Annotated in this window: 22 protein-coding genes and 1 pseudogene; 15 read left to right on the top strand and 8 right to left on the bottom strand. The window is 71.9% G+C overall.

The window, feature by feature from the left end:
• Window positions 1-47 precede the first annotated feature (47 nt).
• Both AB0M43_RS27170 and AB0M43_RS27165 read left to right on the top strand, forming a co-directional pair.
• Window positions 48-671, top strand: coding sequence for a GNAT family N-acetyltransferase (locus AB0M43_RS27170; protein WP_363728608.1), 624 nt, complete (start codon window positions 48-50; stop codon window positions 669-671).
• A gap of 194 nt (window positions 672-865) precedes the next feature.
• Window positions 866-1,471, top strand: coding sequence for a LysE family translocator (locus tag AB0M43_RS27165; RefSeq protein WP_363728607.1), 606 nt, complete (start codon window positions 866-868; stop codon window positions 1,469-1,471).
• Between the two features lie 327 nt (window positions 1,472-1,798).
• Here AB0M43_RS27165 and AB0M43_RS27160 read toward each other — a convergent pair whose 3' ends face one another.
• Entirely contained in the window at window positions 1,799-2,287 is a 489-nt protein-coding gene (locus AB0M43_RS27160; RefSeq protein WP_363728606.1) for a GNAT family N-acetyltransferase, read from the bottom strand.
• Window positions 2,288-2,530: 243 nt separating this feature from the next.
• A complete protein-coding gene (locus tag AB0M43_RS27155) occupies window positions 2,531-3,652 on the bottom strand; it encodes a thioredoxin family protein (RefSeq protein ID WP_363728605.1) in 1,122 nt (373 codons plus the stop codon).
• Between the two features lie 758 nt (window positions 3,653-4,410).
• Here AB0M43_RS27155 and AB0M43_RS27150 point away from each other — a divergent pair.
• The gene (locus AB0M43_RS27150) at window positions 4,411-5,091 is read left to right on the top strand and encodes a DUF4230 domain-containing protein (RefSeq protein WP_363728604.1); all 681 of its coding nucleotides are present in this window, start codon (window positions 4,411-4,413) and stop codon (window positions 5,089-5,091) included.
• A 340-nt stretch (window positions 5,092-5,431) separates the two neighbouring features.
• Here the strand turns inward: AB0M43_RS27150 and AB0M43_RS27145 are convergent, their stop codons facing one another.
• The 5 genes from AB0M43_RS27145 to AB0M43_RS27125 form a co-directional block, all read right to left on the bottom strand.
• Complete coding sequence (locus tag AB0M43_RS27145) at window positions 5,432-7,504, bottom strand: glycoside hydrolase (RefSeq protein ID WP_363728603.1); 2,073 nt, start codon at window positions 7,502-7,504, stop codon at window positions 5,432-5,434.
• Window positions 7,505-7,903: 399 nt separating this feature from the next.
• Entirely contained in the window at window positions 7,904-9,931 is a 2,028-nt protein-coding gene (locus AB0M43_RS27140; protein WP_363728602.1) for a beta-galactosidase, read from the bottom strand.
• Window positions 9,928-10,734, bottom strand: a complete 807-nt coding sequence (locus AB0M43_RS27135; RefSeq protein ID WP_363728601.1) for a carbohydrate ABC transporter permease — start codon at window positions 10,732-10,734, stop codon at window positions 9,928-9,930. The genes AB0M43_RS27140 and AB0M43_RS27135 overlap by 4 nt, the downstream gene beginning before the upstream one ends.
• Complete coding sequence (locus AB0M43_RS27130; protein ID WP_363728600.1) at window positions 10,731-11,570, bottom strand: sugar ABC transporter permease; 840 nt, start codon at window positions 11,568-11,570, stop codon at window positions 10,731-10,733. The genes AB0M43_RS27135 and AB0M43_RS27130 overlap by 4 nt, the downstream gene beginning before the upstream one ends.
• Window positions 11,567-12,880 (bottom strand): sugar ABC transporter substrate-binding protein, encoded by a 1,314-nt coding sequence (locus AB0M43_RS27125; RefSeq protein WP_363728599.1) that lies wholly within the window; start codon window positions 12,878-12,880, stop codon window positions 11,567-11,569. Before AB0M43_RS27125 ends, AB0M43_RS27130 begins: the two co-directional genes overlap by 4 nt.
• 100 nt (window positions 12,881-12,980) lie before the next feature.
• On the opposite strand from AB0M43_RS27125, the gene gcvPA reads away from it, so the two are divergent.
• The 7 genes and pseudogenes from gcvPA (at window position 12,981) to AB0M43_RS27090 (ending at window position 20,545) form a co-directional block, all read left to right on the top strand.
• Window positions 12,981-14,279: an aminomethyl-transferring glycine dehydrogenase subunit GcvPA gene (gcvPA, locus tag AB0M43_RS27120; RefSeq protein ID WP_363728598.1), complete on the top strand. Its 1,299-nt coding sequence runs from the start codon at window positions 12,981-12,983 to the stop codon at window positions 14,277-14,279.
• Window positions 14,276-15,871 (top strand): aminomethyl-transferring glycine dehydrogenase subunit GcvPB, encoded by a 1,596-nt coding sequence (gcvPB, locus tag AB0M43_RS27115; protein ID WP_363728597.1) that lies wholly within the window; start codon window positions 14,276-14,278, stop codon window positions 15,869-15,871. The genes gcvPA and gcvPB overlap by 4 nt, the downstream gene beginning before the upstream one ends.
• A pseudogene (locus AB0M43_RS27110) lies at window positions 15,861-16,586 on the top strand (NAD(+)/NADH kinase); the annotation flags it as partial. The gene gcvPB and the pseudogene AB0M43_RS27110, both read left to right, overlap by 11 nt.
• 636 nt (window positions 16,587-17,222) lie before the next feature.
• Complete coding sequence (locus AB0M43_RS27105) at window positions 17,223-17,906, top strand: hypothetical protein (RefSeq protein WP_363728957.1); 684 nt, start codon at window positions 17,223-17,225, stop codon at window positions 17,904-17,906.
• A 54-nt stretch (window positions 17,907-17,960) separates the two neighbouring features.
• Window positions 17,961-18,701, top strand: a complete 741-nt coding sequence (locus tag AB0M43_RS27100) for an SDR family oxidoreductase (protein WP_363728596.1) — start codon at window positions 17,961-17,963, stop codon at window positions 18,699-18,701.
• A gap of 42 nt (window positions 18,702-18,743) precedes the next feature.
• Complete coding sequence (locus AB0M43_RS27095) at window positions 18,744-19,583, top strand: GntR family transcriptional regulator (RefSeq protein ID WP_363728595.1); 840 nt, start codon at window positions 18,744-18,746, stop codon at window positions 19,581-19,583.
• Entirely contained in the window at window positions 19,580-20,545 is a 966-nt protein-coding gene (locus AB0M43_RS27090; RefSeq protein WP_363728594.1) for an adenosine deaminase family protein, read from the top strand. Before AB0M43_RS27095 ends, AB0M43_RS27090 begins: the two co-directional genes overlap by 4 nt.
• 60 nt (window positions 20,546-20,605) lie before the next feature.
• Here AB0M43_RS27090 and AB0M43_RS27085 read toward each other — a convergent pair whose 3' ends face one another.
• Window positions 20,606-20,977, bottom strand: coding sequence for an NUDIX hydrolase (locus AB0M43_RS27085; RefSeq protein WP_363728593.1), 372 nt, complete (start codon window positions 20,975-20,977; stop codon window positions 20,606-20,608).
• On the opposite strand from AB0M43_RS27085, the gene AB0M43_RS27080 reads away from it, so the two are divergent.
• The 5 genes from AB0M43_RS27080 to AB0M43_RS27060 all read left to right on the top strand — a co-directional run bounded on the left by AB0M43_RS27080 (window position 20,967) and on the right by AB0M43_RS27060 (window position 25,837).
• Window positions 20,967-21,134 carry a hypothetical protein gene (locus AB0M43_RS27080; RefSeq protein ID WP_363728592.1) on the top strand — a complete coding sequence of 56 codons (168 nt, stop codon included), beginning with the start codon at window positions 20,967-20,969 and terminating at the stop codon, window positions 21,132-21,134. The two genes, AB0M43_RS27085 and AB0M43_RS27080, sit on opposite strands and share 11 nt — an antisense overlap.
• 595 nt (window positions 21,135-21,729) lie before the next feature.
• The gene (locus AB0M43_RS27075) at window positions 21,730-21,843 is read left to right on the top strand and encodes a putative leader peptide (RefSeq protein WP_363728591.1); all 114 of its coding nucleotides are present in this window, start codon (window positions 21,730-21,732) and stop codon (window positions 21,841-21,843) included.
• A gap of 493 nt (window positions 21,844-22,336) precedes the next feature.
• Window positions 22,337-23,575: an ROK family protein gene (locus AB0M43_RS27070; protein WP_363728590.1), complete on the top strand. Its 1,239-nt coding sequence runs from the start codon at window positions 22,337-22,339 to the stop codon at window positions 23,573-23,575.
• A gap of 302 nt (window positions 23,576-23,877) precedes the next feature.
• A complete protein-coding gene (locus AB0M43_RS27065; RefSeq protein WP_363728589.1) occupies window positions 23,878-24,873 on the top strand; it encodes an ABC transporter substrate-binding protein in 996 nt (331 codons plus the stop codon).
• Window position 24,874: 1 nt separating this feature from the next.
• On the top strand, window positions 24,875-25,837 hold the full coding sequence (locus tag AB0M43_RS27060; protein ID WP_363728588.1) for a TauD/TfdA family dioxygenase: 963 nt from the start codon (window positions 24,875-24,877) through the stop codon (window positions 25,835-25,837).
• Window positions 25,838-25,906 lie beyond the last annotated feature (69 nt).

The raw sequence follows: 25,906 nt of genomic DNA, 5'->3' as shown, positions 1-25,906 counted from the left end.
CGGATATCCCTGTGCGCCGCGCGCCGTCCTTTGGCAGGGTGGCACGGGTGACCACCACGGAGAACATCGACGGGTACCGGCCGGAGGACATCGACGGGTACCGGCCGGAGGACATCGACGGGTACCGGCCCGAGGACGAGCCGTCCTGGCTCCGGTGCCGGGTCCTGTCGTTCCTCGACACCGCGTACTTCGACAATGTCGTCACGGCGAAACAGGACCTGGACGCGCCGGTCCAACTGGTCGCGCGCCGGGGCTCCGAGGTGATCGGCCTGCTCGACGCCTCCCTCGACGGGTCGACCGCCACCCTGGAGACCCTCGCGGTGCACCCCGACCACCAGGGGCGCGGGATCGCCGGCGACCTGCTCGGGGAGGCGCTGGCCCGGCTCGCCCCGCTGGGCGCCCGGACACTGGTGGCGTGGACGCGGGAGGACGCCGCGGCGCTGGCCTGGTACGCGGCGCGGGGGTTCCGCGAGTCGACGCGCTACCTGCACGTCTACGCCAGCGCGTACACCGGCGATCTCGACGACGGGCTCCTCGGCGCCGTGCGGGCCGGGGCCGGGCTGCGGGCCATGGGGCTGTTCGCGCACGCCCCGATCGAACGCGAAGCCGAACTGCGTGCGCGGTTCCGCCGGGTGCACGTGTGCCGCCGCCTCGACCTCGACCTGTCCTAGCCGCGACCGGGGAACCGGCGGGCCTGGACCCGGCAGTTGACCGGTCGGAACGGTGGGGCCGGGGCCCGGCATTTGTCCGGTCGGGACGGTGGGGTGGGTGCGGGCTCGTGCGGGCCGATGAGGACTGATGTGGGCGGGCGGGTGTGGGCGGCGCCACAGGTGACAGAGTTGCCGAAGCGGGGCAAGCTGACCCCATGCTCACCTCGATCGCGTCGTTCGCCCTCGTAGCCGGGCTCCTCACCCTGATGCCGGGCCTCGACACGGCGCTCGTCCTGCGCACCGCCGTCGCCCAGGGCCGGGCCGCCGCGTTCGCCACGGCGCTGGGGATCAACGTGGGTGCGCTCATCTGGGGCGCTGCCGCCGCCGTCGGGGTGTCGGCACTGCTGGCGGCGTCGCAGCTGGCGTACACGGTGCTGAAGTTCGTCGGGGCCGCGTACCTCGTGTGGCTGGGCATCGGGATGCTGCGCCGCCGCGCCACCCCGGACGCCGAGCCGCCCGCGCCGAGCGTGCGCCGGGCCTGGCTGCGGGGCATGACCACGAACCTGCTCAACCCGAAGATCGGCGCGTTCTACGTCGCGATGCTGCCCCAGTTCATCCCGGCGGACTCCTCGCACCTGGCCATGGGGCTGCTCCTGGCCCTGGTGCACGACATCGAGGGCATGCTCTGGTTCACGCTGCTGATCTGCGGCGCGCACGCCGTACGGGGCTGGTTGGGGCGGCGGTCCGTCCGCAAGGCGTTGGACCGGGTGACCGGGGCGGCGCTGATCGGCTTCGGCGCGAAGCTGGCCCTCCTCGACTGAGGACTCCCGCGACCCTCGGTCGACTGAGGACTTCCGGAACGCTCGGCTGGCTCAGGACTGCCGCGATGCTCGGCCGGCTGAGGGGCTGAGGGGCTGAGGGGCTGAGGGGCTGCGGGGACTCCCGGCCGACCGAGGGCTCCCGCGATACTCGGCCGGGTGAGGGGCTCTTGCAGCGCTTGGCCGACCGAGGACTCCAGCGATGCTCGACCGGGTGAGGGCTCCCGCGATGCTCGGCCGTCGAGATCCTGACCCGGCCGGGACGGCGTCGTAGATCGCGCGGAGGGTGGGGCTGTGATCCAGTACCCCCCAGAAGGTTGTGGGGTTTGGTCAGGTCAGGTGGCGGCGCATCATGACCCGGGGGCCGAAGGTGTGCAGGCCCAGGGCGATCTCGCGGTCCCGGAGGGCGCGCAGTCCCGGGGGCAGCTCGCCGGTGACCGGGGCGAAACCGTGCCGGGTGTAGAACGGCCCGTTCCACGGGACCTCTACGAACGTCGACAGGGTGATCGTCGCGAAACCCTCCGCGCGGGCCCGGTCGCAGGCGGCCTCCAGCAGGCTCGCGCCCAGCCCCTGGCGGGTGTGGTCCGGATGCACCGAGAGCTGCTCCAGGAACGCCGACCCGTCGACCACCTCCAGCCGGGCGAACCCGACCGGCGGATCACCGACCACGAGCACCGCGTGCGCCGACGTGAACGCCGACGCCGGCCCCGGTGGCGGCAACGGCCAGATGCCGACCGTCGCGAACAGGGTGTCCGCGGCCCCCTCGACGGCGGACAGGATCTCCCGCTCGTCCGGCCGCGCGCTACGGATCCGCTGCATGGCACCAAGCCTGCCACGCGCGCACCGGCGCCGCATGTGCCGAAAGAGCTATCTCTTCCTCGGGGAGGGTTGGCTCAGTGGGGGCCCGCTGGCGGAGAGAGAGCTGGCTCACGGAGGGCTCGCTCATGAACGGCCGGCTCGCGGAGGGCCCGCTCACGGATGGCGGGCTCAGGGAAGGCCGGCTCGCGGATGGCTGGCTAGAGGATGGCCAGCTCACGGAGGGCCCTCTCACTGAAGGCCCGCTCACGGATGGCCGGTGAGCGCTGCCGTGATCCGGTCGTGCAGCGTCGCCCGGCCGTGCGCCCCCGGCAGCCGGAGCAGTTCACGCTCGCCGTCGAGGAGGAGGACGGTGGGCACGGAGCGGACCGCGTACCGGTCGGCGACGTCCGGCTCGTCCTCCACGTCCACGTGCACCGGGCTCACCCGGTCGGCGAACGCGACCGCCACCTGCCCGAACACCGGCCCGTACTGCCGACACGGATGGCACCACGGCGCGTGGAAGTACACCAGCGCGGGCCGCGTCCCGCCCAGCGCGCCCGCCAGGTCCGCGCCGACCACCGGATCGAGCTCGGCGGTGGTCAGCAGCTCCTCGACGATCAGACCCGGGCACCGCTCCCGCAGCGCCGCCACCGCCGCCGGACTCAACGGACTGCGCTCCCCGTCCGGATCGGTGACGGTCAGGTGCCGCAACGGGGGCACCAACGGGGGGATCGCCTCCAGCACCGCGTCGTCCCACGGGCCGATCAGGTAGAGGATCCGCAGCGCCGGGGCGCCGACCAGGCCCTCCAACGCCGCCGGGGTCAACGCGCCCGACGTGCCCAGCACCAGCCGGTCGAGCCGGGGCAACGTGGCCAGGGCGGCCAGCCCGCGCCCCGAGATCCGGTCGCCGGACACGTTCACCGCCACGACCTGGTCCTCGCCGGCCAACGCCAGCAGGGTGTCGTCGGTCAGCAGCCCCGCCGCCAGGGTCAGCTCGGCCGGCAGCGGACGCGCCAGCCGGGCCATCACGGCGTCGGTGAGCCCCTCGCTGTACAACGCGAGCGTCTCCAGGCCGGGCACCACCGGCACCGCCCAGTCCGTGAACGTGCCGAACAGCATGAGCGAACCGAGCCCGCGCAGGTCACCGAGGGCCGCCAGGTGCTCGTCGGTGACCTCGCCCGCGACCAGCTCGTCCAGCGCGCCCGGCGGCAGGTCCGTCAGCGCCCCCAGGTGCTCGCCGTCGGTGTCGAGCGTGACCCGCCAGCCGGCGGCGACGTCGACCACGCCCCGGGCCGGCGTCTCCCGCTGCTCGCCCTCGGGGGAGTCGAGGTAGAGCGTGCCCACCGAACGGTCGGCGGGGAAGGTCAACCGACGAAGATCAGCCACCGCACAATCCTGCCACGCCGAACGGACATTCGTGGATGATCCGGAGGTGAGTGATTGACGGGTTACGTCGGTGGTGTCGTTGAGGTGGTTCTGGCTTGGGTGGGAGTAGGGGCTGGGCCGAGTCGGTTCGGCGTGGGCGAGGGGGCACATCGTTTGACTTAGGTATGGCTGGTGGACCACGTTGTTCGGCGCGGGCTCGGCCGGGGCGGGTCAAGTAGGTTCGGGCTGGGCATGGCCTGGTGGGCTGGGTCGTTCGGTGTGGGCTCGGCCGGGTTGGGCCGAGTAGGTTCGGCCCGGGCATGGCCGGGCTGGGCGCGTCGTTCGGTGTGGGCTCGGCCGGCTCGGGCCAAGTCGGTTTGGCCCAGGTATGGCTGTGGGCCACGTTGTTCGGCCCTGGCTAGGCCGGGTTGGGCCAAGAAGATTCGGTCCGGGGCATGGCTGGGTTGGGTCACGTCGTTTGCCCCCGGGGCTGACCGGGCCCGGTCGGCTTGGCCTGGTCGGGCCTTGCGGGGCTGGCCGGGCCAAGTCGGTTCGGACGGGGACTGACCGCATGGGGACTGTGGCCGGCTGCGGCCGGACCGGGCCAGGTTGGGTCGCACCGGTATTCGCGGGGTCGCGGTTCACCGTGGTGTTCGGAGGGGGGTCATTCCCGGCTTCGAATGTTGGCGCTTCCGGAGGGTGCGTGTCCGGCCCCGACGGGGTATGAACAAGCGCCGGCCCTCCCCTCCGGCGCACACCATCGCGGAAGGTGACCGACGATGTCGAAGACCCCGAGCAGCCTGCGAGTCGTCCCCCGGCGTGGCCTGAGAGTCCTGTTCACAGTGGTCGTCACGGTGGTCGTCGTCCTGGCGGTGGCGGTCGTGACCAGCCTGATGGGACTGTTGCCCGGGTCGTTCGACCCGTTCGGGACGCGGACCACGGACCGCAGCCAGCCCGTCGTGCTCCGTTCCGTGCAGGACCTGAGCCGGTTCGTGGCCGCCGCCGGCAACTACGAGCTGATCGTGGACCTGGAGAAGGACGCGAAGTACATCCCCTCCTTCCTGTACGGCGGCCGCACCCTTTTCGTGGCCGCCGGCACCGTGGACGCCTACGTCGAGTTCGGCGGGCTGCACGGCGACGCCGTCAAGGTGTCCGCCGACCAGAAGACCGTCACCATCACGCTCCCGCAACCGTCGATGGGCAAACCCAACATCGACCACAACCGCAGCTATGTGTACTCCGAGGAGCGCGGCCTCGTGAACCGGCTCAAGGACTTCGGCGGCGGTGACGCGAACCGTACCCAGCAGCTCTACCTCCTCGCGGAGCAGAAGATCAGCGCGTCGGCCAACGACGGGACGTTGGCCGAACGGGCCCGGACGAACGCCCGGTCGACGCTGACGGGGCTGTTGCGGTCGCTGGGGTTCACGACGGTGACGGTGGAGTTCGCGAAGGCCCCGTGAGGGGTGTTACGGCCCGCGTCGACGTCCGGCGGGCCGCGCCGGCCGCGTGACGCGGCGCGCGGCTCTTGTCGGAGCGGACCGCCCGGACGCGAGGCCCCGATCGATCCGGATCGCGGAGATGTGACGCGACGGAAGTGGATCGTCGGGCCGCGTCGCCACGGCAGGTTTGGCCCGCCAGCCCGCGTGGTGCTGGCGGATGTAGATCGCCCGGCCGCGTCGCCACGGCGTGAGTGGATCGCCGGGCTGAGGTGCCACGGCGAGTAGCGGGGTCGGACGCCGTGCCGTGCCCGCTCCGAGGATCTGCGCGACCCTCGGAGCGGGCACGGCCGGACGGTCACCGTCAGGCGCGGACCAGGCGGAGCAGAAGCGCGGCCGACCAGCTGAAGTTCGGGGCGTTGAGCCGGGCCCCGGTCAGCGGCTGGTAGTTCTCGTGGATCGGCCCGTCCCCGAGCAGGCCGTCCGCGTTGCGCAGCAGCTTGTCGCGCACCGCGGTCGCGTCGGCGGTGAAGCCGGCCCGCCGGAGCCCCTCGATCGCGAAGTACGCCTGGTCCAGCCAGACCGGGCCGCGCCAGTACGCCTCCGGCTCGAAGAACGGGCTGTCCGCCGCCACGGTCGGGCACGGGACATGGGTACCGAACGCGGCCGGGTCGAGCAGGGTCGCCCGGACCGCCAGCGCCTGGGCGGGGGAGGCCAGGCCCGCCCACACCGGGATGACGCCCTCGATGCCCTTGCCCCGGTCGACCAGCGGGTGGCCGGAGTCGAGGGACACGTCGTAGAACCAACCGGTGGCGGGGTCGAACATCTTGTCGCGCACGTACGCCCCGATCGGCGCGGACGTGTCCTGGTACGGCTCGCGCAGCACCTTGGCGATCTTCGCCAGGTACCCCTTCTCCGCGAACAGGTACGCGTTCAGGTCCACCGACTCCTGGTCGATCGACCAGCCGGCCGCACCGTTGGAGCGCACGGCCGACGCGTCGAACCGGGGCGCGTTGTCCATCCCGGACTCCCACGCGGCGGCCTCGATGACGGCCCCGTCGGAGTCGTTGGCCGGGTCGACCGTCGCCCCGTACTCGCAGATGCCGTTGCGGTCGTGGTCCCGGGCCTTGTACCACCACTCGTGGTAGGCGACCAGGCGCGGGTAGATCCGGCGGAGGAAGTCCTTGTCGCCGCCCGCCGAGTACACCTCCCAGGCCGCCCAGGCCGCGAGCGGGGGCTTGGTGTTGCGCTCGTTCCAGTTGCCGCCGCCGTGCGCCGGGTCGTTGTAGAAGATGCAGTCGGGGATCATGCCGTCGGCGCGCTGGTAGTCGAACAGGGCCTCGATGACGGAGCTGGCGAGGGCGGGGGAGAACGCGGACACCCCGACCGCCTGCTTCCACGAGTCCCAGGACCACAGGCCGCTGAACCAGACGTAGGAGATCGACGGGGTGATCCCGCCGTGCCGGAGCGCGCCGGCCGCGCTGCGCCAGTTGGTGACCAGGGTCTGGATGGACTTGACGGCGACCCGGCGGTGCTCGGGGGCCACCCCCTCCAGGCCGCAGCGCAGGTACGTCGCCCACCGGCGGTCGGTGGCCGACGCCGGGTTGCTCGGCTTGCGCAGGGCCTCGGCCACCGTCTCGTCGTCCCGGTCGGCCGCCGTGAACGAGTAGGTCTCCGTCCAGGTCAGGGGGCGCTCGCCCTTCGGCGACACGTTCAGCGGGGTGGCCAGCAGCGTCCGGTAGGAGTCGCCGTCGACGGTCGTGGTCACCGGCGCGGCGTGCCGGACCTCGAACCGCTGGGTCGGCGTGGAGAAGAACTTCCACACCTCCCGGACCTCGGTGAAGTCCACGGCCACCCCGGTGCCGGTGGCCCGGAGCCGGGGAGCGGACCGGATCGGCTCGGACTCGTGCCGCAGCAGGGTGCCCGACCAGGACACGGCCACCCGGCGGGCCCGCGCGCCGTCGTTGCGGACGGAACCCTGGACCAGCGCGGTGCGGCCCGACACGAACCGCAGCTCCAGGGTCAGGGTGATCCCGTCGCCCGAGGAGGAGACCTGCCGGAGCAGCCCCGGCAGCGAGTCGGCGGAGACCTGGGTCAGCGGGATGGACGCGCCCGTGGTGGCGTCGGTCAACGCGACCCGGCTGAAGACCTGGGACAGCCACCAGGGGTACTCCTCGGCGATGTACAGCGGGCCCGAGAACCCGCCGGCCACCCCGAGCCCGTACCCGTGCCAGGAACCGTTGTCGGCGAACACGTTCAGCGGGTTGTCGCTCGGCGGCCGGGCCACCGTCGGGAGCCCCCGCAGGTCGAGCACGTTGCGGAACTCTTCCGTGGGGCCGGCCGCCGGGGTGGCGGACGGGTCGGCGGACGCGACCCCGGGGAGGGCTACGGCGGCCGTCGTGGCGAGGCCCGCCGCGACGAAGGTTCTCCTGCGCATGGAAACTCCAGACTGGTCGGCCCGTGGATGGGGCCGACTGGTTGAGGGGCGGTGAGTTTTCGGGGTACGGACTTGCGGGGCTGGCGTGGATCGCTGATGGTCACTCGTGGCTGGACTGGCTGGACTGGTGGGGCAGGTCTGGGGTGGACTCGGCTGGGCTGGTAGGGCTGGTAGGGCTGGTGGGGCAGGGCTGGGCGTGGCTCAGCGGGGCTGGGCTGGACTCGGCTGTGCTGGGCTGTTCGGATGTGGACGTAACGCCGTGCCGGGTCGGGCCAGCCCGTCCCGTGCGCGACCGTCTGCCCAGGTCGACTACCTGCGCAGGCGAAATCGGATGCGCTTGTTCGGCCTGGGCGAGCCCCTGTGTCGTGCGGCCGGCGCGAGCGAGCCCTGGTGGGCGGGCTACCCAGCTGACCCCGCATGTGTGGCCTCCGGCGCGACGGAACTCAGCACGGCCCCGTCCGAGCCGCCCAGGTGCAGGGTGCCGTCGATGGGCGTTCCGGTGAGCACGTCGTGTCCTGTGACCTCGACGGTCACCGGGTCGGGGGTGTGGTTGAGGACGAAAAGGAAGTCGCCGCGCCGGCACAGTTCGACCCCGGGCGGCACCGCGACGGGCGCCCCGACCGAGCCGACCTGCCCCGGGCCCCCGTCGGACCCGACCCGGGGAACGGCCGCCTCGTCGAGGATCGGACGCAGCAGGCTGTCGAGCCCGTCGGCCCCGAGGTGCGCGGACACGTACCACGCGGTGCCGTCGCCGAACCGGTTCCGGGTGATCGCGGGCCGCCCGGCGAGCGGCGCGTCCAGGTAGCTGGCCTCGACCTCCGCCGTGGTGGTGTCGAGCCACTCCCGCCACAGCGTCACCGGGTACCGGCCGTCGAGGCTGATGTCCGAGGACTCTCCGGCGGGCAGTGGCCAGAACTCGTCCACCGCGACGCCGAGCAGCTCCCGCAGCGCGCCGGGGTAGCCCCCGGGGTGCACGTGGTCGTTCCCGTCGACGAGCCCGGAGAAGAACCCGACCACGAGCCGGCCACCAGTGGCCACATAGGACTCCAGGTTGGCGCGGGTCGCGTCCGTGACCAGGTACAGGTTGGGGGCGAGCACGACCCCGTACCCGGTCAGGTCGGCGTCCACCGGCACGAAGTCGACCGAGACGTTCCCGTTCCACAGCGGCTCGTACCAGGCGCGGACGAGCTCGCGCCACCGGAGCAGCTGGGACGGGTGCTCGTCGAGTTCGAGCGCCCACCAGGAGTCCCAGTCGAGCACGATCGCCACGTGCGCGGTGCTCCGTGCGCCCACGACCGGGGACAGCCGGGCCAGCTCGGCGCCGAACGCGACCGTCCGCCGGTACCCCCGGGAGGTCTCGCCGCCGTGCGGGAGCATCGCGGAGTGCCACTTCTCGGCACCGGCGACCGAGGCGCGCCACTGGAAGTGCAGGACCCCGTCGGCGCCCCGGGCGACGGCCTGCAGGCTGCCCAGCCGGTACTGCGCGTCGGTCTTGGGGACGTTCACCTGCCGCCAGCTGACGGCGGACGGGGCCTGTTCGAGGAGCAGCCACGGTTGGCCGCCGCGCAGGGAGCGCATCAGGTCGTAGTTCATCGCGGCGGTGACGTGCGCGGTCGGGTCGGCCGGGTCCGGGTACGCGTCGTCGGAGACGATGTCCTCCTCGGCCGCCCACTTCCAGTAGTCGAGGTCGCGCATCATCGACATGAAGTTGGTGGTGACCGGGACGCCGGGCGGCAGGACCGCGCGCTCGGCCCGGTAGCAGTCCAGCAGGGTGTCCGAGCAGAACCGCCGCCAGTCGAGCCGCTGGGTCGGGTTCGTCGGGCCGGGCGCGGTGCGCGGCGGCTCGACCTCGTCCAGCGACGTGTACCGCTGGGCCCAGAAGTCCGTGCCCCACGCGTGGTTCAGCCGCTCCACGGTGCCGTACCGCTCGCCGAGCCAGCGCCGGAAGTCTGCCGCCGACGTGGGGCAGAAGCACTCGGTGACATGGTCGCCGTACTCGTTGGAGATGTGCCACATCGCCAGCGCCGGGTGGTCGGCGAACCGCTCCGCCATCCGGGTCGCGAGCGCCACGGTCGCGGCGCGGAACGCGGGCGACGAGGGACAGTAGTGCTGGCGGGAGCCGAACTCCAGCCGCACCCCGTCGGCGGTGACCGGCAGCGCGTCCGGGTACTTCCGGACGAACCAGGCGGGCGGCGAGGCCGTGCCGGTGGCCAGGTCCACGCTGATCCCGTGCGCCCACAGCAGGTCGATGATCTCGGCCAGCCAGTCCAGCTCGTACGCGCCCTCGGCGGGTTCCAGCCGGGCCCAGGAGAACACCCCGAGCGTGATCATGTTGACCCCGGCCCGTCGCATCAGCCGGACGTCCTCGCGCCACGTGTCCCGGTCCCACTGTTCGGGGTTCCAGTCGCCGCCGTACCTCATCGTCATCCCTTCACCGAGCCGCCGAGCAGGCCGGACACGAACTGCTTCTGAAACGCCAGGAACACCGCCATGATCGGCAGGGTGGCGATGAACGCCCCGAGCATCAGGCCGGAGTAGTCGACGCGCGACTGTCCGATCATGCGGGACAGGGCCACCGGGATCGTGTACTTGTCCTCGGAGTTGAGCATCAGCAGCGGCCAGATGAAGGCGCTCCACTGCGAGATGAACGTGAAGATCACCACGGCCGCGAGCTGGGGCCGGGCGGCCGGCAGCACGATCCGGTAGAAGATCCGCGCCTCCGAGCAGCCGTCGAGCCGGCCCGCCTCGATCAGCTCGTCGGGGAAGTCCAGGAACGCCTGCCGCATCAGGAAGATGCCGAACGAGTTGGCCAGGAAGGGCAGGATCACCGCCTGGTACGTGTCGATCCAGCCCACGTTCGCCATCATCTGGAACAGCGGCACGAGCAGCACCTGGAACGGGATCATCATGGTCGCCAGCAGCACGGCCAGCAGCAGCCCCCGACCACGGAACCGGAACTTGGCCAGCCCGTAGCCGCACATCGCGCTGATCACGCTGGACAGCGCCGTGTACACCACGGTCAGCCCGACGGTGTTGAGCGTGACCCGGCTGAACCCGACGGTCTCCTCCAGGCGGCGCAGGTTCTCGAACAGCTGGTCGCCGGGCAGGAACGGCGGCGGGGAGTGCAGCAGGTCCCGGGTGCGGTGGGTGGCCGCCACGATCATCCAGTAGAACGGGAACAGGCTGACCACCGCGCCGACCAGCAGCGGCAGGTGCGCGAGCCGCTTCACGACTTCGTCCGCAACGCGCGGAACTGGACGAGGGAGAGCAGGCCGGTCAGGGCGACGACGAGCCAGGCGATGGCCGCCGCGTACCCGAAGTCGAGTTGTTGGAAGCCGTTCTCGTAGAGGTACAGCACCGGGGTGAGGGTCGCGTTGTCCGGACCGCCCGAGGTGAGCACGAAACTCTCGTCGAACAGTTGCAGCGTGCCGATCGTGGACGTGATCAGGCAGAACAACAACACAGGGCGCAACTGCGGAACGATCACACTCACATAGGTACGCAACGAGCCGGCCCCGTCGATGGCCGCCGCCTCGTACTGCTCCTTCGGGATCGCCTGCAGCCCCGCCAGCAGGATGACCATGTTGTACCCCGTCCAGCGCCACGTGATCGAGCCGATCAGGGCCACCCGGGCCATCGTCGGATCGTTCAGCCAGTCGATGTGCGTGCCGAGAATCTGGTTCAGCAGCCCCGAGTCGGTGTTCAGGAGCACCCGGAACACGACCGCGTAGGCGACGAGCGTGGTGACGGCCGGCAGGAAGTACGCCACCCGGTAGCCGGAGCGGAACCTCAACCAGCTCAGGTTCAGCACCTGGGCGAGGCCGAGGGCGATCACCAGCATCAGCGGCACCTGGACGGCCAGGATCAGCGCGATGTTGACCAGGGACCGGCCGACGAGGGGATCCTGGAACAGCCTGGTGTAGTTGTCGAACCCGGCCCACACCGTCTCGCCGTCGGCGTCCGTCTGGAAGCTCTGCACGAGGCTGGCGACCAGCGGATACCCGAAGAAGACCGCGAAGAGCACGGCGGCGGGTGCCGTGAAGAACCAGCCGGCGCGCCCCCTCACGCCAGTTTCCGCTTGGTCTGACCGGCGAGTTGGGCGGCGGCGCTCTTCAGCTCCGACTTGGGGTCCTTGCCCCGGAGCAGCACCCCGGGCACCACCGAGTCGAGCAGGTCACCGGCCTTGGCGTAGTCGTCGGTGTAGGTGATCGTGGGGATCTTCGAGGTCTGCTCCCGGAACATCTGGTAGATCGGGGCGTCGCCGAAGAACTTCTGCGGGGCGTCGAAGTACGGGTCGCGCAACGCCGGCAGATACGCCGGAAACAGGCCCTCCGCCTTCATCATCGACACCTGGTTGGCCACGTCGGCGAGACAGAACCTCACGAACGCCCAGGCCGCGTCCGGGTTCTTCGACTGGCCCGGCACCGCCAGGGTGGAGCCGCCGTTGTTGGCGGTCCGGCCGCCGCCGGCGGTCACCGCGGGCAGCGGCATCACGCCCAGCTTGCCGGACAGCTCGGGCATCTCGGTGGCGAGCGTGCCCGCCCACCAGACCCCGGACGGGGCGCAGGCCACCTTGCCGTCCTTGTTGGCGCTGACCAGGGCGTCCCAGCCCTTGACGTTGAGGATCAGGCCGGCGTCGTTGAGCCGCTTCACGATGTCGATCGCGGCGAGGGTCGCCGGCGAGTCCAGGGTGATGTCGCCGGCCGCGTTGAAGTAGCCCGCTCCCTGCTGCTGCATCAGGGTCGGCACCGGACCCGCCCCGTTGGACACGTCGCTGACCAGGAGCTTCGCGCCGGTGCGCGCCAGGATGGTCTTGCCCGCCGTGATCAGGTCGTCCCACGTGGCGATGGACTTCGGGTCGATCCCGGCCGTCGCGAACAGGTCCGTCCGGTAGAAGAGGGCGGCCGTGCCCGAGTCCCACGGCAGGCTGAACAGTTTGCCGTCCTTGTCGCTCGACGCCGCCCACTTGGACGGGTCGAAGTCGGCCTTCATCGAGGAGGCGACGCTGGTCAGGTCGAGGAAACCGGTCGGGAACTGGGCGGCGTAGGTCTGCATGTGGTCGGTCTCGACCGTCAACACGTCGGCCAGGCCGCTTCCCGACTTGAGGCCGATGGTGATCTTGTCGTACGCGTTGTCGTACCCGATGTCGGTGATCTCGATCTTGACCTTCGGGTGCTTCGCGGTGAACTCCGGCCCGAGGCGCTTGAGGGCGGTCGCCGCGACGTCCCAGGACCACACCGTGACGGTGCCCGTGAGCTCCTTGCCCTCGGTGGCCTGCTTCGTGGACTTCTTGGGCGAACCGCTCGCGCACCCCGCCGCCGCACCGAGGAGCCCGAGTGCGGTGAGGGACAGGGTGTGTCGTCGGGTGAGGGTCACGGCAGCCTCCGATGGCTTGGATCGATGCTTCGATAGTGAACACGATCCAACATCCAAGTCAAGTCTTTTGAATTTTGAATACAATATGCATACTGGAGCCATGGACCACGCCCATCCCTACATCCCGAACTCCGTCCCGGGGGTCCGAGCCGCGATGCTCGCCGCCGTCGGAGCCGCCGATGTCGAGGAGTTCTACGCCGACATCCCCTCCGACCTGCGCCTCCACCGGCCCCTGCGGCTGCCGGCTCCGATGCGGAGCGAGGCCGAGCTCGTCCGGCACGTCGGCGGGCTGCTCGACCGCAACACCGACGGCCTGAGCTTCCTGGGCGGCGGCTGCTACCCGCACCACGTGCCCGCCGTCTGCGACGAGGTCAACGGGCGCGCGGAGTTCCTCACCGCCTACGCCGGCGAGCCCTACGAGGACCACGGCCGCTTCCAGGCCCTCTGGGAGTACCAGAGCCTGATGGGTGAGCTGCTCGAACTCGACGTCGTCAACGTGCCGACCTACGACGGCTACCAGGCCGCGGCGACCTCCCTGCGGATGGCCGGCCGGGTCACGGGCCGCTCGAAGGTGCTGATCAGCGGGCCGGTGTCGCCCGACAAGCTGTCGAAGATCACCGACTACCTGCGCGGCGCCATGACCTTCACGGACACCCTCGACGAGGACACCGCCTGCGTCTACCTCGAGTATCCGAACTTCCACGGCGTCATCGACGTCGACGCCCCCACGCTGGTGGCCGCCGCGCACGCCGCCGGGGCCCTCGCGGTCGTGAGCTGCAACCCGATGGCGCTCGGCGTGCTCGCCTCCCCGGCGACCTTCGGCGCGGACATCGTGTGCGGGGACATCCAACCCCTGGGCATGCACATGCAGTACGGGGGCGGTCAGGCCGGCTTCATCGCCACCCGGGACGACGAGCGCCTGGTCCTGGAGTTCCCGTCCCGCCTGTTCGGCCTGGTCCCGACCCTCGTCGAGGGGGAGTACGGGTTCGGCGACGTCGCCTACGGGCGCACCTCGTTCGGCGTCCGCGAGCAGGGCAAGGAATGGGTCGGCACCGCCGCCGCGCTCTGGGGCATCACGGCGGGCGTCTACCTGTCCCTGATGGGCCCCACCGGCATGCGCGAGATCGGCTCGACGATCATGGCCCGTACGGCGTACGCGATGCGCCTCCTCGGGGCGATTCCCGGCGTCACCGTGCCGAACGCCGACGATCCACACTTCTGTGAGTTCGTGGTGGAATTTGTGCGACCTGTCGCGGAGGTGCTGTCCGAGCTCCGCGACCGGGGCATCCTCGCCGGGCTGCCCCTCGACGGGCACCGGGCCCTGTGCTGCGTGACCGAGGTGCACACCCAGGCCGACATCGAACTCCTGGCCGCTTCCGTGAGAGAGGTGCTGGCATGAAGGCCACCGACACCGGCCCCGTCGACCCCGCCGACGCCCGGATCGGCGGGAAGCCCGCGCTGCGCCGGTTCCGCCAGGCCAGCTGGGACGAACCGCTGGTCTTCGAGCTGACCCAGCCCGGCGAGCGCGGCATCCTGCCCCCGCTGGCCGAGCAGGAGATCACCGCCCTGGTCGGGGACCCCGCGGCGGCGCTGCCGGCCGGCATCCGGCGCGCCACCCCGCCCGTGCTCCCCGAGATCTCGCAGAACCGGGTGCTGCGGCACTACCTGCGGCTCTCCCAGGAGACCCTCGGGGCCGACCTGAACGTGGACATCGGCCAGGGCACCTGCACGATGAAGTACAGCCCGAAGGTCAACGACGTGCTGATCCGCCGGATCGCCGAGCTGCACCCCGCCCGGGACCCGGCCACCGTCCAGGGCGTGCTGGCCATCATCCACTCCCTGCAGGGCATGCTCGCCGAGGTGTCCGGCATGGACGCCGTGACCGTCCAGCCCGGCGCCGGTTCGGCCGCGATCTGGACCAACGTGGCCATGATCCGGGCCTATCACGCCTCCCGGGGCGAGGCGGAGCAGCGCGACGAGATCATCACCACGATCTTCTCCCACCCGTCCAACGCCGCCTGCGCGGCCACGGCCGGCTACAAGGTCATCACGCTGTACCCGGACGCCGACGGCTACCCGGACATCGACGCGCTGAAGGCGGCCGTGTCCGACCGCACCGCCGCGCTGCTGATCACCAACCCGGAGGACACCGGCATCTTCAACCCGAGGATCGCGGAGTTCGTGGAGATCGTGCACGCCGCCGGTGGCCTCGCCAGCTACGACCAGGCCAACGCGAACGGCATCCTCGGCATCACCCGGGCCCGCGAGGCCGGCTTCGACCTGTGCCACTTCAACCTGCACAAGACGTTCTCCACCCCGCACGCGTGCGGCGGACCGGCGGCGGGCGCGTGCGGGGTGACCGCCGAGCTGGCCCCGTTCCTGCCCGGGCCGCTGGTCACCTTCGACGGCACGAACTACGACCTCACCGACCCCGGTCCGCTGTCCATCGGCAAGGTCCGGCCCTACCAGGGCGTCGCCGGCAACATCGTCCGCGCGTACTCCTGGATCATGGCCCTGGGCGCCGAGGGGCTGCGCGAGGTCGCCGAGATCGCCGTCCTCAACAACAACTACCTGCTCACCGAGATGCTCAAGATCAAGGGCGTCTCCGCGCCGTACGCCGAGGGCAAGCGCCGCATCGAACAGGTGCGGTACTCGTGGGAGCAGCTGCACGCCGACACCGGGGTGCACTCCGAGGACATCGGGCTGCGGGCCGCCGACTTCGGCGTGCACTACTGGACGAGCCACCACCCGTACCTCGTGCCCGAGCCGGCCACCCTGGAGCCCACGGAGTCGTACTCCCGGACGGACCTGGACGAGTACGTCGGGGTGATGCGCGAGGTGGCCCGAGAGGCGTACGAATCCCCGGAGACCGTCCGGACCGCACCGCACAACTCCACGGTGCACCGGAACCGTGAGGACACCCTGGACGATCCGGGGACGTGGGCGGTCACGTGGCGGGCCTATCGGCGGAAGATCGCGGATGACCGCTGAGATGGGGGGATCGGCTCGGCCTTCGGGGGCGGTGGGCGCGGTGCGCGCCGTGGACTCCGGGGTGCCGGCCGGGTCACCCGGCCAGCCTGGCCTAACTGGCCCGCCTGGCCCGCCTGGCTCGACTGGTCCGACCGGCTCGACCGGCTCGACCGGCCCGCTCGGCCCGCTCGGGTCGCCTGGCCTGCTTGGATCTCCCGGCCCGGCCGGGTCGCCCAGCCTGACTGGATTGCCTAGACCGCAAGGTTCGGCCGGACCGGCGGGTGTGTTGGGTTCGACCGGGTCGGAGAGGCCTGCGGGGGAGTCATCCCTGGCCGGACCTGCCGGATCGGGCGGGGAACTCCATCTGCGCGGGGGGCCGTTCGTCGGGTTGGTGGTCAATCCCGTCGCCGGGCTCGGTGGGCCCGGCGCCCTGCACGGCAGCGACGCGCCGGACATCAGGGGCCTGGCCTCCGGGGTCGCCCCGCGCTCGGCCGACCGGGCCGCGCTGGCGCTGTCCGCGCTGGTCGCGCACCGGCCCGATGTCCGGCTGCTCACCGTGGCCGGCGACATGGGGGAGACGGCGGCGGCTCTCGCCGGGGTGCCTTACGCGGTCGTCGTGGACCGGCCCGAGGTGACGACGGGGGGCGACACGGTCCGGGCTGTGTCGGAGCTGCTCGCGGCCGGTGTCGAGTTGCTGCTGTTCGCGGGGGGTGACGGGACGGCGCGGGATGTGCTGACGGCGTTGTCGGCGCCCGGGATTGAGGGTGAGTCCGGTTCCTGTCCCGAGCCCTGGTCCTGGACCGAGTCCGGGACTGGGGCTGGAGCTGGGTATGAGCCCAGCGCTGGGGCTCGGCCGAAGGCCGGGACGGGGGCTGTGGCGATGTCTGGGTCTGGGGCTAGGGCCGAGGCTGGGGTCGGGGCCGAGTCTCGAGCCGGGACCGAGTCCAGGGCCGAGACCGAGACCGAGTCCGGGGCCGCGGCGAATTCCGGGACCGGGAGAGGGGCCGCGACTGACTCCGGGGCCGAGGCTGAGCCTGGGACCGGGCCTGGAGTTCGGCTGACCTCCGGGACTGGGGCTGTGTCTACGTCTGGGTCTGGGGCCGAGGCTGGGGTCGGGACCGAGTCTCGGGCCGGGACCGAGTCCGGGTCCGAGGGTGGGGCTGAAAGCGAGCCCGGGACCGGGCCTGGGGCTCGGTCGGAGTTCGTGGCCGGGGCCGAGCCCGGGTCTGGGGGCGGTGTCGGGAACGAATCGGCGTTCCGCCTACCCGGGTCCCCGTTCGAGTCCCCGTCGGAGCAGAGCCCGAGGCAGGGGTCAGGGCAGGGCATGGCGCGGGGGCGAGGGCATGGCCCGGCCGTCCAGGGGTCGCCCGCAGTGCTCGGCGTCCCCACCGGTGTGAAGGTGCACTCCGCCGTCTACGCCGTGCAACCGCGCGCCGCCGGAGAGGTCGCGGCCGCGTACCTGGACGGTCGGGCTCCCGTCCGGGACTGCGAGGTCGTCGACCGGCCCGATCCGGCACAGGTGTCGGCCAGGCTGTACGGGTACCTTCCCGTGCCGTTCCTGGCCCGTCGGGTGCAGCACCGCAAGATCGGCTCTACCGTCGAGGACGGGGAGGACCTCGCCGGCATCGCCGCGTCCGTCGACCTCGCGCCCGGGGTGCTGCACGTGTTCGGGCCCGGCACGACCACCCGGGCGATCCTCCGGGGCCACGGATACGACGCCCCTGTCACGGGGGTGACGGCCGTGCTGGACCACGAGGTGCACCCCGATGTCGACGCTCGGACGGTCACGGCGCTCGCGGGCGGGGCGGTCGCCGTGCGGCTGATCCTGTCACCGGTCGGCGGCCAGGGCTTCCTGCTCGGCAGGGGTAACCAGCAGCTCCTCGACCTCGTGCCGCGCGCCGAGTTGACCGTGGTGGCCACCGAGGCCAAACTCGCGGGCCTCGGCGGCCGGCCGCTCCTCGTCGACACGGGGGACGAGGAGCTCGACGCCCGGCTGCGGGGACACCTGCCGGTCCTGACCGGCTGGCGGCGGCGCACGATGTACCGGCTGGAATGACCCGCCGGGCGCACGGACAGCACCATGATGAAGAAGACCAGGGAGCGCAGAGACATGTTGCAGGGTAAGCGGGCCATCGTCAGCGGAGCGGCGTCCGGCATTGGGCTGGCCACGGCCGAACTGTTCGCGGAGCTGGGTGCGAGGGTGGTCCTCGCCGACCTGGACCTCGACCGGGCCCGGGAGCACGCCGACCGGATCGGCGGGGTCGCGGTGCGCTGCGACGTCTCGAAGGCCGCCGACTGCGAGCGCGCCGTGGCGACCGCGGTCGAGGCGTTCGGCGGGCTGGACACAGTGTTCAACAACGCCGGCATCATCCGGCGCTCGACCGTTGAGGACATCACCGAGGACGACTGGGACCTCGTGATGGCGGTCAACATCAAGTCCATCATGCTGATGAGCCGGTACGCGGTGCCGCACCTGCGGGCGGCCGGCGGCGGGAGCATCATCAACACCGGCTCCGGGTGGGGCATGTCGGGCGGCGGGCGCGCCGTGTCCTACTGCGCGTCGAAGGGGGCCGTCGTCAACATGACCCGCGCGATGGCCATCGACCACGGGCCGGACAATATCCGGGTCAACTGCGTGTGCCCCGGCGACACCGCCACCGGGATGCTCGCCGACGAGGCCGCGCAGCTCGGCGCCACCGTGGAGAGCTTCTACGTGGACGCCGCCGACCGGCCGCTGGGGCGGATCGGGCAGCCCCGGGAGATCGCCCAGGCGGTGGCGTACCTGGCGAGTGACGCCGCGAGCTTCGTCTCGGGCGCTATCCTGCCGGTCGACGGCGGCGGTACCGCATAGATGGCCGCGAGAGCGCACACTGACGGGTGGGGGAGGCGGACCATGGCGATCGAGCGACGCCCGCTCCGGGACCAGATCAAGGCCGAAGTGCTGGCCAGGTCGAGGCGGGGCGACTTCCCGGCGGGCCACAACATCAACGAGGCACGGCTCGCGGCGGAACTGGGCGTGAGTCGTACCCCGCTGCGGGAGGCCCTGATCGCCCTGGAGATCGAGGGGCTGATCGAGAGCTCCCCGGGCAAGGGGTTCCGGTTCGCGCCGGTGACCCCCCGGGAGTACGAGGAGCTGTCCCCCGTCGTGGCCGCCCTGGAGGCGCTGGCACTGGAGTCCTCCAGCGTGGCGTACCTGCACCGGACCGCGCCGCGGCTCCTGGAACTCGCCGAGGAGTTCGCCGCCACGGAGGCCACCCAGGCCGAGGTCGAGCAGCGGGACGACGAATGGCACGAACTGCTCCTCGGCGGTTGCTCCAACGAGCGCCTGATGGACCTGATCACGACCGTGAAGGCGAGCCTGCGGCGGTACGTGCACCTCAAACTCGGCGACGAGACCCAGGTCAGCCGGTCCGCCGACGAGCACCGGCTGATCGCCCAGCGCCTGATCGACGGTGACCTGTCCGGCGCTGTGCTGGCCCTGAAGGCCAACTGGACCTCCGGCACCGACCAGGTGCTGACCCGGATCGACTCCGCCTGGCCGAACGGTGACGGCACGCCCGACGCGGTCGAGTTCACCGTCGACAGCACCCTCGGCCACCAGACGGCTCCCGGTGCCCCCCGGAATGTCGGGCGCGGCGGCACAGGTGAGCCCGGGCGCGGTGGTTCCGTGGCCTCGGTACGCGGCGGGCGCGGGGAGCCGGGGCGGGTGGGACGCGGCGGACCCCTCGGATGAGGGACCTGCGGGCACTGCCGAAAGCGCACCTGCACCTCCACCTGACCGGTTCGATGCGCCCCGACACCCTCGCCGAGTGGGCGGCCCGCGACGGCCTCCGACTACCCGAGCCGCTACCGCCCGACCGGGTGCACGGCTGGGCGGACTTCCAGGGCCGGTACGACCTGGCGCGCGCCGTGATCCGGTCCGCCGGGGACGTCGTCCGGGTGGTCCGGGAGGCGGCGACGGCGGACGCGGCGGACGGGGCCGGTTGGCTGGAGCTCCAGGTGGACCCCACGTCCTACGCGGCCCGGCTCGGTTCGCTGGAGGACGTCGTCGCGGCGGTCCTCGCCGGGGCCGCCGAAGCCCCGATCCCGGTGGGCGTGGTGGTCGCGGCGAGTTGGGGCGCCACGGCGGAGCACGCCGAGCGGTTGGCCCGGCTCGCGGCGGCGACCCCGGGTGTGATCGGGTTCGGCCTGTCCAACGACGAGCGGCTCGGTCGGGTCGGCGACTTCGTGGCCGCCTGCCGGCTCGCGGCGGACGCCGGGCTGAGGATCGTGCCGCACGCCGGGTTCTACGAGCCGGCCGCGCATGTCCGCGACTGCGTCGAACTGCTGGGCGCGCACCGGGTGGGCCATGCCGTGACCGCCGCGAGCTGCCCCGAGACCCTCGGCCTGCTGGCCGGGCGGCAGGTGGCGGTCGAGCTGTGTCCGACGTCGTACCCGCCGTTGGGGGTCGCCTGGGACCTGTCGGCGCTGCTCGACGCGGGGGTGCCGGTCGCGTTGGGTACCGATGATCCGCTGTTGTTCGGGGTGGGGCTCGCGGGGCAGTACCAGATCGCGCGGGACCTGGGGTGTGACGATGCGACGCTGGCCCGGCTGGCGCGGGACTCGATCACCCACTCGGCGGCGCCGGCCGAGGTGCGCGGCGGGCTGCTGGCGGGGGTGGATGCCTGGTGGGCGGGGGCGGGGCCGGACGAGTAGCGGATCGAAGGCACCGGCCGCTCTGCCGGCGACCGCGACAGGGCCATGCGGCCGCTACGGCTACTGCGGCGTCCTGAGCCTCGGCAGGATCGCGCTGGCCGACGGGGTGAGCGGAGTCGGCAGCTTCTCCAGGTCGTACCACTCGACGGAGGAGATCTCCACGCGATCGGGCACCGTCGGCGCACCCTCCACCGTCGTGGCGACGAACGCATGGGCCCGGAACCGCGCCCCGCCGGGATAGACCAGGTCATCGACCGAGTACCGGTCGCCCACCGTCACGATCAGCCCGGTCTCCTCGGCCACCTCGCGCACAGCCGCCTGCGCCATCGTCTCGCCCGGCTCCACCTTGCCGCCGGGCAGTCCGAACAACCGCAGCCCGTAGTTCTGGTGCACCAGCAACACCCGGCCGGTACGGTCCCTGATGATCACCACGGCGGTATCCCACACGATCGCCATTCTGCTCGAACGGCTCGCACCCGCCAGGCCCGATCGCCACGGCCACCAGACGACCAACCGGTCCCGCGACGTCGGGCCGCACCTGATCCACAACCGCCAGATCACCGGAACGAGCCGCGCGCTGAGCGACTGACCGGAGCCCCTGTGGTGCCCACCTGGCCCTGCGGGCGGGAACGCACCACAAGCCCGCCCCCTCGCCGGAACCCGGCCCGCCCCGGCGACGAGAGCACCCCCGCCCCGCCCCAGGTACCGGAACCCGGCCCGCCCCGGCCTGGCCCGGCGACGGGAGCACACCCGCCTCGCCCAGGTACCGGAACCCGGCCCGGCCGGCGGGCACCAGCACACCCGCCCCGCCACGCACCGGAATCCGATCTGATCCGACCTTGCCCGCCCCTGCGACGGGAACTCAGCCGCCTTACCCGCGCACCGGAGCAGCCCGGCCCTTCTGGCGGACGACAACTCCGTCCAACCCACCCGGGTCACGGGAACGGACCCAGCCCCCCGAGCGCGGCAACACAGTGCCAGGCCCGCCCAGAGGGCGACAACTCCGTCCAGCCCATCCGACGAACGGGACGCAGCCCACCCAGCCAGCAGACAGGACCCCCACCCGGCCAGCGGACAAGACGCCCCCACCCGGCAACGGACGGAACCACCATCTATCCGTCCACCCCACTGCGGTCCACGTCACCTTTGTTGACCTCTCCCCACCCGCTTGCCAGAATCGACGCATGTCACAGGCGGCCTCGTTCAGTTCTCGACGTCACGTCGACCTGTGCCGCCAGTCGAGCGCGATCTGTCCGGCTCCGGGCGGGTTCGCGCAGGCCGTCCCCACCGGCCCCTGACTTCGACCGACGGCACACAGGTCCAGCACCACCACGGCCACCCCGGCACTCTCCGGGCAGATCCGCCCAGGCACCGCCCGGGCAGGTCCAGCCCGGTACTCCCCGGGCAGCTCCCGGCCGGCGGGTCCGACAAACCCACCGTCCAGCTGGACGCTCCACGGTCTCCCAGGACACCCCGACTGTCCATCCGGACCTCCGGGAGCCAGTCGGGTCCCCCGGACCACCTCCGGGAGCCAGCCGGTCCCCCAGAGCACCTCAGGGAACCAGCCGGCCCCCGGACCAGTCCCGGGAGAGCCAGCCGGCCCGGCCCGGGAGAGCCATGCAGCCCGGCCCAGGGACAGGGAGAGCGCCAGCCAGCCCGGTGCCCGGGGCAGCGCCAGACCCCTGGAGCCCCGCCGTCGCGAAGAAGTAGTCAGGCCCGGTGACCAGGCCGGACCGCGTACCCGTCAGGTGTTCTCCGTTCCTTTCGGACGCCACGGCAGGGAGCCCCGCCATGCAGAAGCCCGACGGCCGCCGTTCCTCCACCGCCGCGCACGTGTTGCGCACGGTCCTCGACCACGGTCCGCTCTCCCGGACCACGATCGCCCGGCTGACCGGGTTGAGCCCCGCCGCGATCACCCGGCACTACACGGACCTGGCGGCGGTCGGCCTGCTCAGTGAGGCGCCGGAGCTGGTCCGGCCGTCGGGGGCGGGCCGGCCGCACGTGCCGGTGGACCTCGCGGACGGACCGGTCGTCTGCGGGGTGCACATCGCCGTCCCGCACGTCACGTTGGCGCTGGCCGACCTGCGCGGCCGGGTGCTGGCCCAGGAGACGTTCCCGCACGGAACGACCACCGACGGCCCGACCCACCACGCCGGCCGCAACCCACCCCCGCCCACCCAACCAACCACAACGAACACCCACCAGACCACAACGAACACCCACCCGACCCCCACCTCCGTCCTACAAGCCATCCGCGCCCGCCTCCCGCGCTTCATGGCCGGCCACGCCGTCGTCGGCATCGGCCTGGTCACCGGCGGCTGGGTCGACCCTGCCCGGGGCGTGATCGTGGAACACCCCGTCCTCGGCTGGCACGACGTGCACGCTGCCGAGGCACTCCAGGACCTGGGCATCCCCGTCCGGGTGGAGAGCCACGCCCGCGCCCTGGCCCTGGCCGAGCAGCTCTTCGGCGCGGCCCGGGGCACCAGCAGCCTGGTGCACCTGTTCGTCGGCAACGTGGTGGACGCGGCGATCGTGACCGGGGGAGCGGCGCACCACGGGCCGGGGTCGGCGGGCGGGGTCGTGGGCCATCTGCCGTTGGACGAGCTGCGGACCCCGTGCGCGTGCGGGAAGGCGGGGTGCTTCCAGGCCGCGGCGGCGGAGGGGGCGCTGGTGGCGCGGTCCGGGGAGCGGGACCTGCCCGCGCTGCTGGTCCGGGCCGAGGCGGGGGACGAGGTGGCGTTGGGGCTGTTCCGGGACCGGGCGGAGCTGGTCGGGCGGGCGGCGGCGCTGCTGTTCGACCTGATCAATCCGGAGGTACTGGTCGTCACCGAGCCCGGCGTCATCCGCTTCCCCGACTGCCTGGCGGTGCTCCGCGCCGAGGTGGCCCGGCACTCCCAGGTCTGCGAGGACCCGGACCGCACCGTCCTGCCGAGCAGCTTCCCGGGCCGGGTGCTGGGCATGGCGGCCGTGACGGCGGCCCTCGACGCGGTCTACCAACGTCCGCTGGCCCTGGAACTCGTCACACACTAGAACCTGATTTCCGGGTACCGGATTAATTCACAAGTGCATTATGTTGCGCCCCCGGGAAGGGCCCACCAGGATGGTCCTATGAGCATCTGGACCGGAACTCCGAGCGTGGGCGCGACGCCCGCCGGGTTCTGTCGTCCCAGCTCCGACTGTTGTTGTTGTCGCTGACCAGTCGATCCCACTGAGCCACTCCGGGCCGACCGGCCGTTCCGTACCGGGCTGACCGGCCACGGTTCCGGCCGGGGCTCGGCCACCCTTTCCGCGCGCCTTCGCGCATTCTTCAGACCCCTCTCGGGAGTACCCCCATGCGTGCCCGTCTTTGTGCTGCCCTTTTTCTTTTCCTACCCCTGCTGTCGGCCTGCTCCACCTCCTCGGAGGCGGCGTCCGGCCCCGTGACCCTGCGCATCGGCGACCAGGGTCGGGGCGTCGAACTGCCGCTGCGGCTGTCCGGCCAGCTGGACAACCTGCCGTACAAGGTGGAGTTCAACCAGTTCGCGAGTGGGCCGCTGGTCAACCAGGCCATCCAGGCCGGCGCGATCGACTACGGCACCATGGGCGACACCCCGGCCATGTTCGCCCAGGCCAGCGGCCTGCCGGTGAGCGTGGTCTCGGTGACCCGCACGGACGGGCCCGGCTACACGCTGGTCGCCCGGCCGGGCAGCGGCGTGAAGTCGCTGGACGACCTGCGGGGCAAGAAGGTGGCGTACTCGAAGAACACCGCCAACCACGGCTTCCTGCTGCGGGTGCTCGACAAGCAGGGGCTCGCCCAGAAGGACATCAGCCCGGTGGACGTGCCGTTGCAGAACGTCGGCAACGTGCTCGAGTCGGGGACGGTCGACGCGGCGACGGTGTCGGAGGAGACCCGGGTGAAGTACCTGAAGGAGCACCCGGACGCCGTCCAGTTGATCAACGGCAAGGCCGTGACCCCGGGGTACGGCTTCAAGCTGGCCACCAAGGCGGCGCTCGCCGACCCGAGGAAGCGCGCCGCGCTGCTGGACTTCGTGTCCCGCCAGGTGAAGGCCAACGCCTGGGTCAAGGCGCACACCGACGAGTGGATCGACGCGTACTACGTCAAGGAGCGCAAGCAGGACCCCGCCACCGGCAAGCTCGTCTACCAGGGCTCGGGCAGCGCGACGTACACGGCGGTCGACGCCGCGGTGCTGGACGCCCAGCAGTCCCAGGCGGACCTGTTCACGAAGAACGCCCAACTTCCCGCGAAGGTCGAGCTCGCCCCGCAGTTCGACCAGGCGGTCCTCTCCGAGTTCAACGCGGCAGTCGCCGCAGCCCAGAAGGGACAGTGACATGACCTCCACCCTGAACCGCGTGATCGTCCGACCCGTCGCCGGCCACATCGGCGCCGACATCTCCAATGTGGACATCTCCCGGCCGCTCGACGACGAGGCCGTCCAGTCGATCAAGGACGCGCTGCACCGGTACAAGGTGATCTTCTTCCGGGGGCAGCAGCTCGACCACGCGAGCCAGATCGCGTTCGGCCGGCAGTTCGGCGAGCTGACGTACGCGCACCCGCACGACGACACGCCGCCGGAGAACTTCCCGGAGATCTACACGGTGGACCCGAAGCGGTACGAGAAGAAGTACGGGGCGGACTTCGGGGTCGCCAGCCGCCGGAGGCGGTACAGCTACTTCACGGGTTGGCACACGGATGTCACGGCCGCCGTGAACCCGCCCGCCGGGTCGATCCTGCGCGCCGAGGTGGTGCCCGAGATCGGCGGCGACACCCAGTGGACGAACCTGGTGGCCGCCTACGAGGGCCTGTCGGAGCCGGTGAAGGCGTTCGTGGACACCCTGCGCGCCGAGCACCGCTACGGCGGGGGCTACGAGATCGCCCGCAGCTCCAGCTACGCCAAGGTCGTGCAGGACAACCTGCTGGTCGCCATCCACCCGGTGGTGCGGGTGCACCCGGTGACGGGGGAGAAGGGGCTGTTCGTGAACCCCGGCTTCACCAGCCACATCGTGGACGTGTCGGCCCGGGAGTCCAAGGCGATCCTCGACCTGCTGTACGCGGAGCTGACCCGGCCGGAGTACACGGTGCGGCTGCGCTGGGAGGCCGGCACGGTGGCGTTCTGGGACAACCGGGCGACCGCGCACCTGGCCCCGAGCGACATCGAGCACCTGGACCTGCGGCGCACCCTGCACCGGGTCACCCTCACCGGCGACCGGCCCGTCGGCCCGGACGGTCGGGAGTCGGAGCTGGTATCGGGCCAGGAGTTCGGCGCGAACCACAAGGTCGTCGTCGACGACTGACCCGACCGGGGGGGGGGGGCGGCCCGGCCCCCCCCCCCCCCCCCCCCCCCCCCCCCCCCCCCCCCCCCA

The organism is Longispora sp. NPDC051575, assembly GCF_040681875.1.
Lineage (GTDB): Bacteria > Actinomycetota > Actinomycetes > Mycobacteriales > Micromonosporaceae > Longispora.
The sequence above is the reverse complement of the archived record's forward strand: the minus strand, read 5'-3'. Positions and strand labels throughout refer to the sequence as shown.

Coding starts and splice junctions, on each gene's coding strand:
- AB0M43_RS27165 (WP_363728607.1), top strand. CDS start 866: ATGCTCACCTCGATCGCGTCGTTCGCCCTCGTAGCCGGGCTCCTCACC.
- AB0M43_RS27160 (WP_363728606.1), bottom strand. CDS start 2,287: ATGCAGCGGATCCGTAGCGCGCGGCCGGACGAGCGGGAGATCCTGTCC.
- AB0M43_RS27150 (WP_363728604.1), top strand. CDS start 4,411: ATGTCGAAGACCCCGAGCAGCCTGCGAGTCGTCCCCCGGCGTGGCCTG.
- AB0M43_RS27145 (WP_363728603.1), bottom strand. CDS start 7,504: ATGCGCAGGAGAACCTTCGTCGCGGCGGGCCTCGCCACGACGGCCGCC.
- AB0M43_RS27140 (WP_363728602.1), bottom strand. CDS start 9,931: ATGACGATGAGGTACGGCGGCGACTGGAACCCCGAACAGTGGGACCGG.
- gcvPA (WP_363728598.1), top strand. CDS start 12,981: ATGGACCACGCCCATCCCTACATCCCGAACTCCGTCCCGGGGGTCCGA.
- gcvPB (WP_363728597.1), top strand. CDS start 14,276: ATGAAGGCCACCGACACCGGCCCCGTCGACCCCGCCGACGCCCGGATC.
- AB0M43_RS27100 (WP_363728596.1), top strand. CDS start 17,961: ATGTTGCAGGGTAAGCGGGCCATCGTCAGCGGAGCGGCGTCCGGCATT.
- AB0M43_RS27095 (WP_363728595.1), top strand. CDS start 18,744: ATGGCGATCGAGCGACGCCCGCTCCGGGACCAGATCAAGGCCGAAGTG.
- AB0M43_RS27090 (WP_363728594.1), top strand. CDS start 19,580: ATGAGGGACCTGCGGGCACTGCCGAAAGCGCACCTGCACCTCCACCTG.
- AB0M43_RS27080 (WP_363728592.1), top strand. CDS start 20,967: ATGATCACCACGGCGGTATCCCACACGATCGCCATTCTGCTCGAACGG.
- AB0M43_RS27075 (WP_363728591.1), top strand. CDS start 21,730: ATGTCACAGGCGGCCTCGTTCAGTTCTCGACGTCACGTCGACCTGTGC.
- AB0M43_RS27070 (WP_363728590.1), top strand. CDS start 22,337: ATGCAGAAGCCCGACGGCCGCCGTTCCTCCACCGCCGCGCACGTGTTG.
- AB0M43_RS27065 (WP_363728589.1), top strand. CDS start 23,878: ATGCGTGCCCGTCTTTGTGCTGCCCTTTTTCTTTTCCTACCCCTGCTG.
- AB0M43_RS27060 (WP_363728588.1), top strand. CDS start 24,875: ATGACCTCCACCCTGAACCGCGTGATCGTCCGACCCGTCGCCGGCCAC.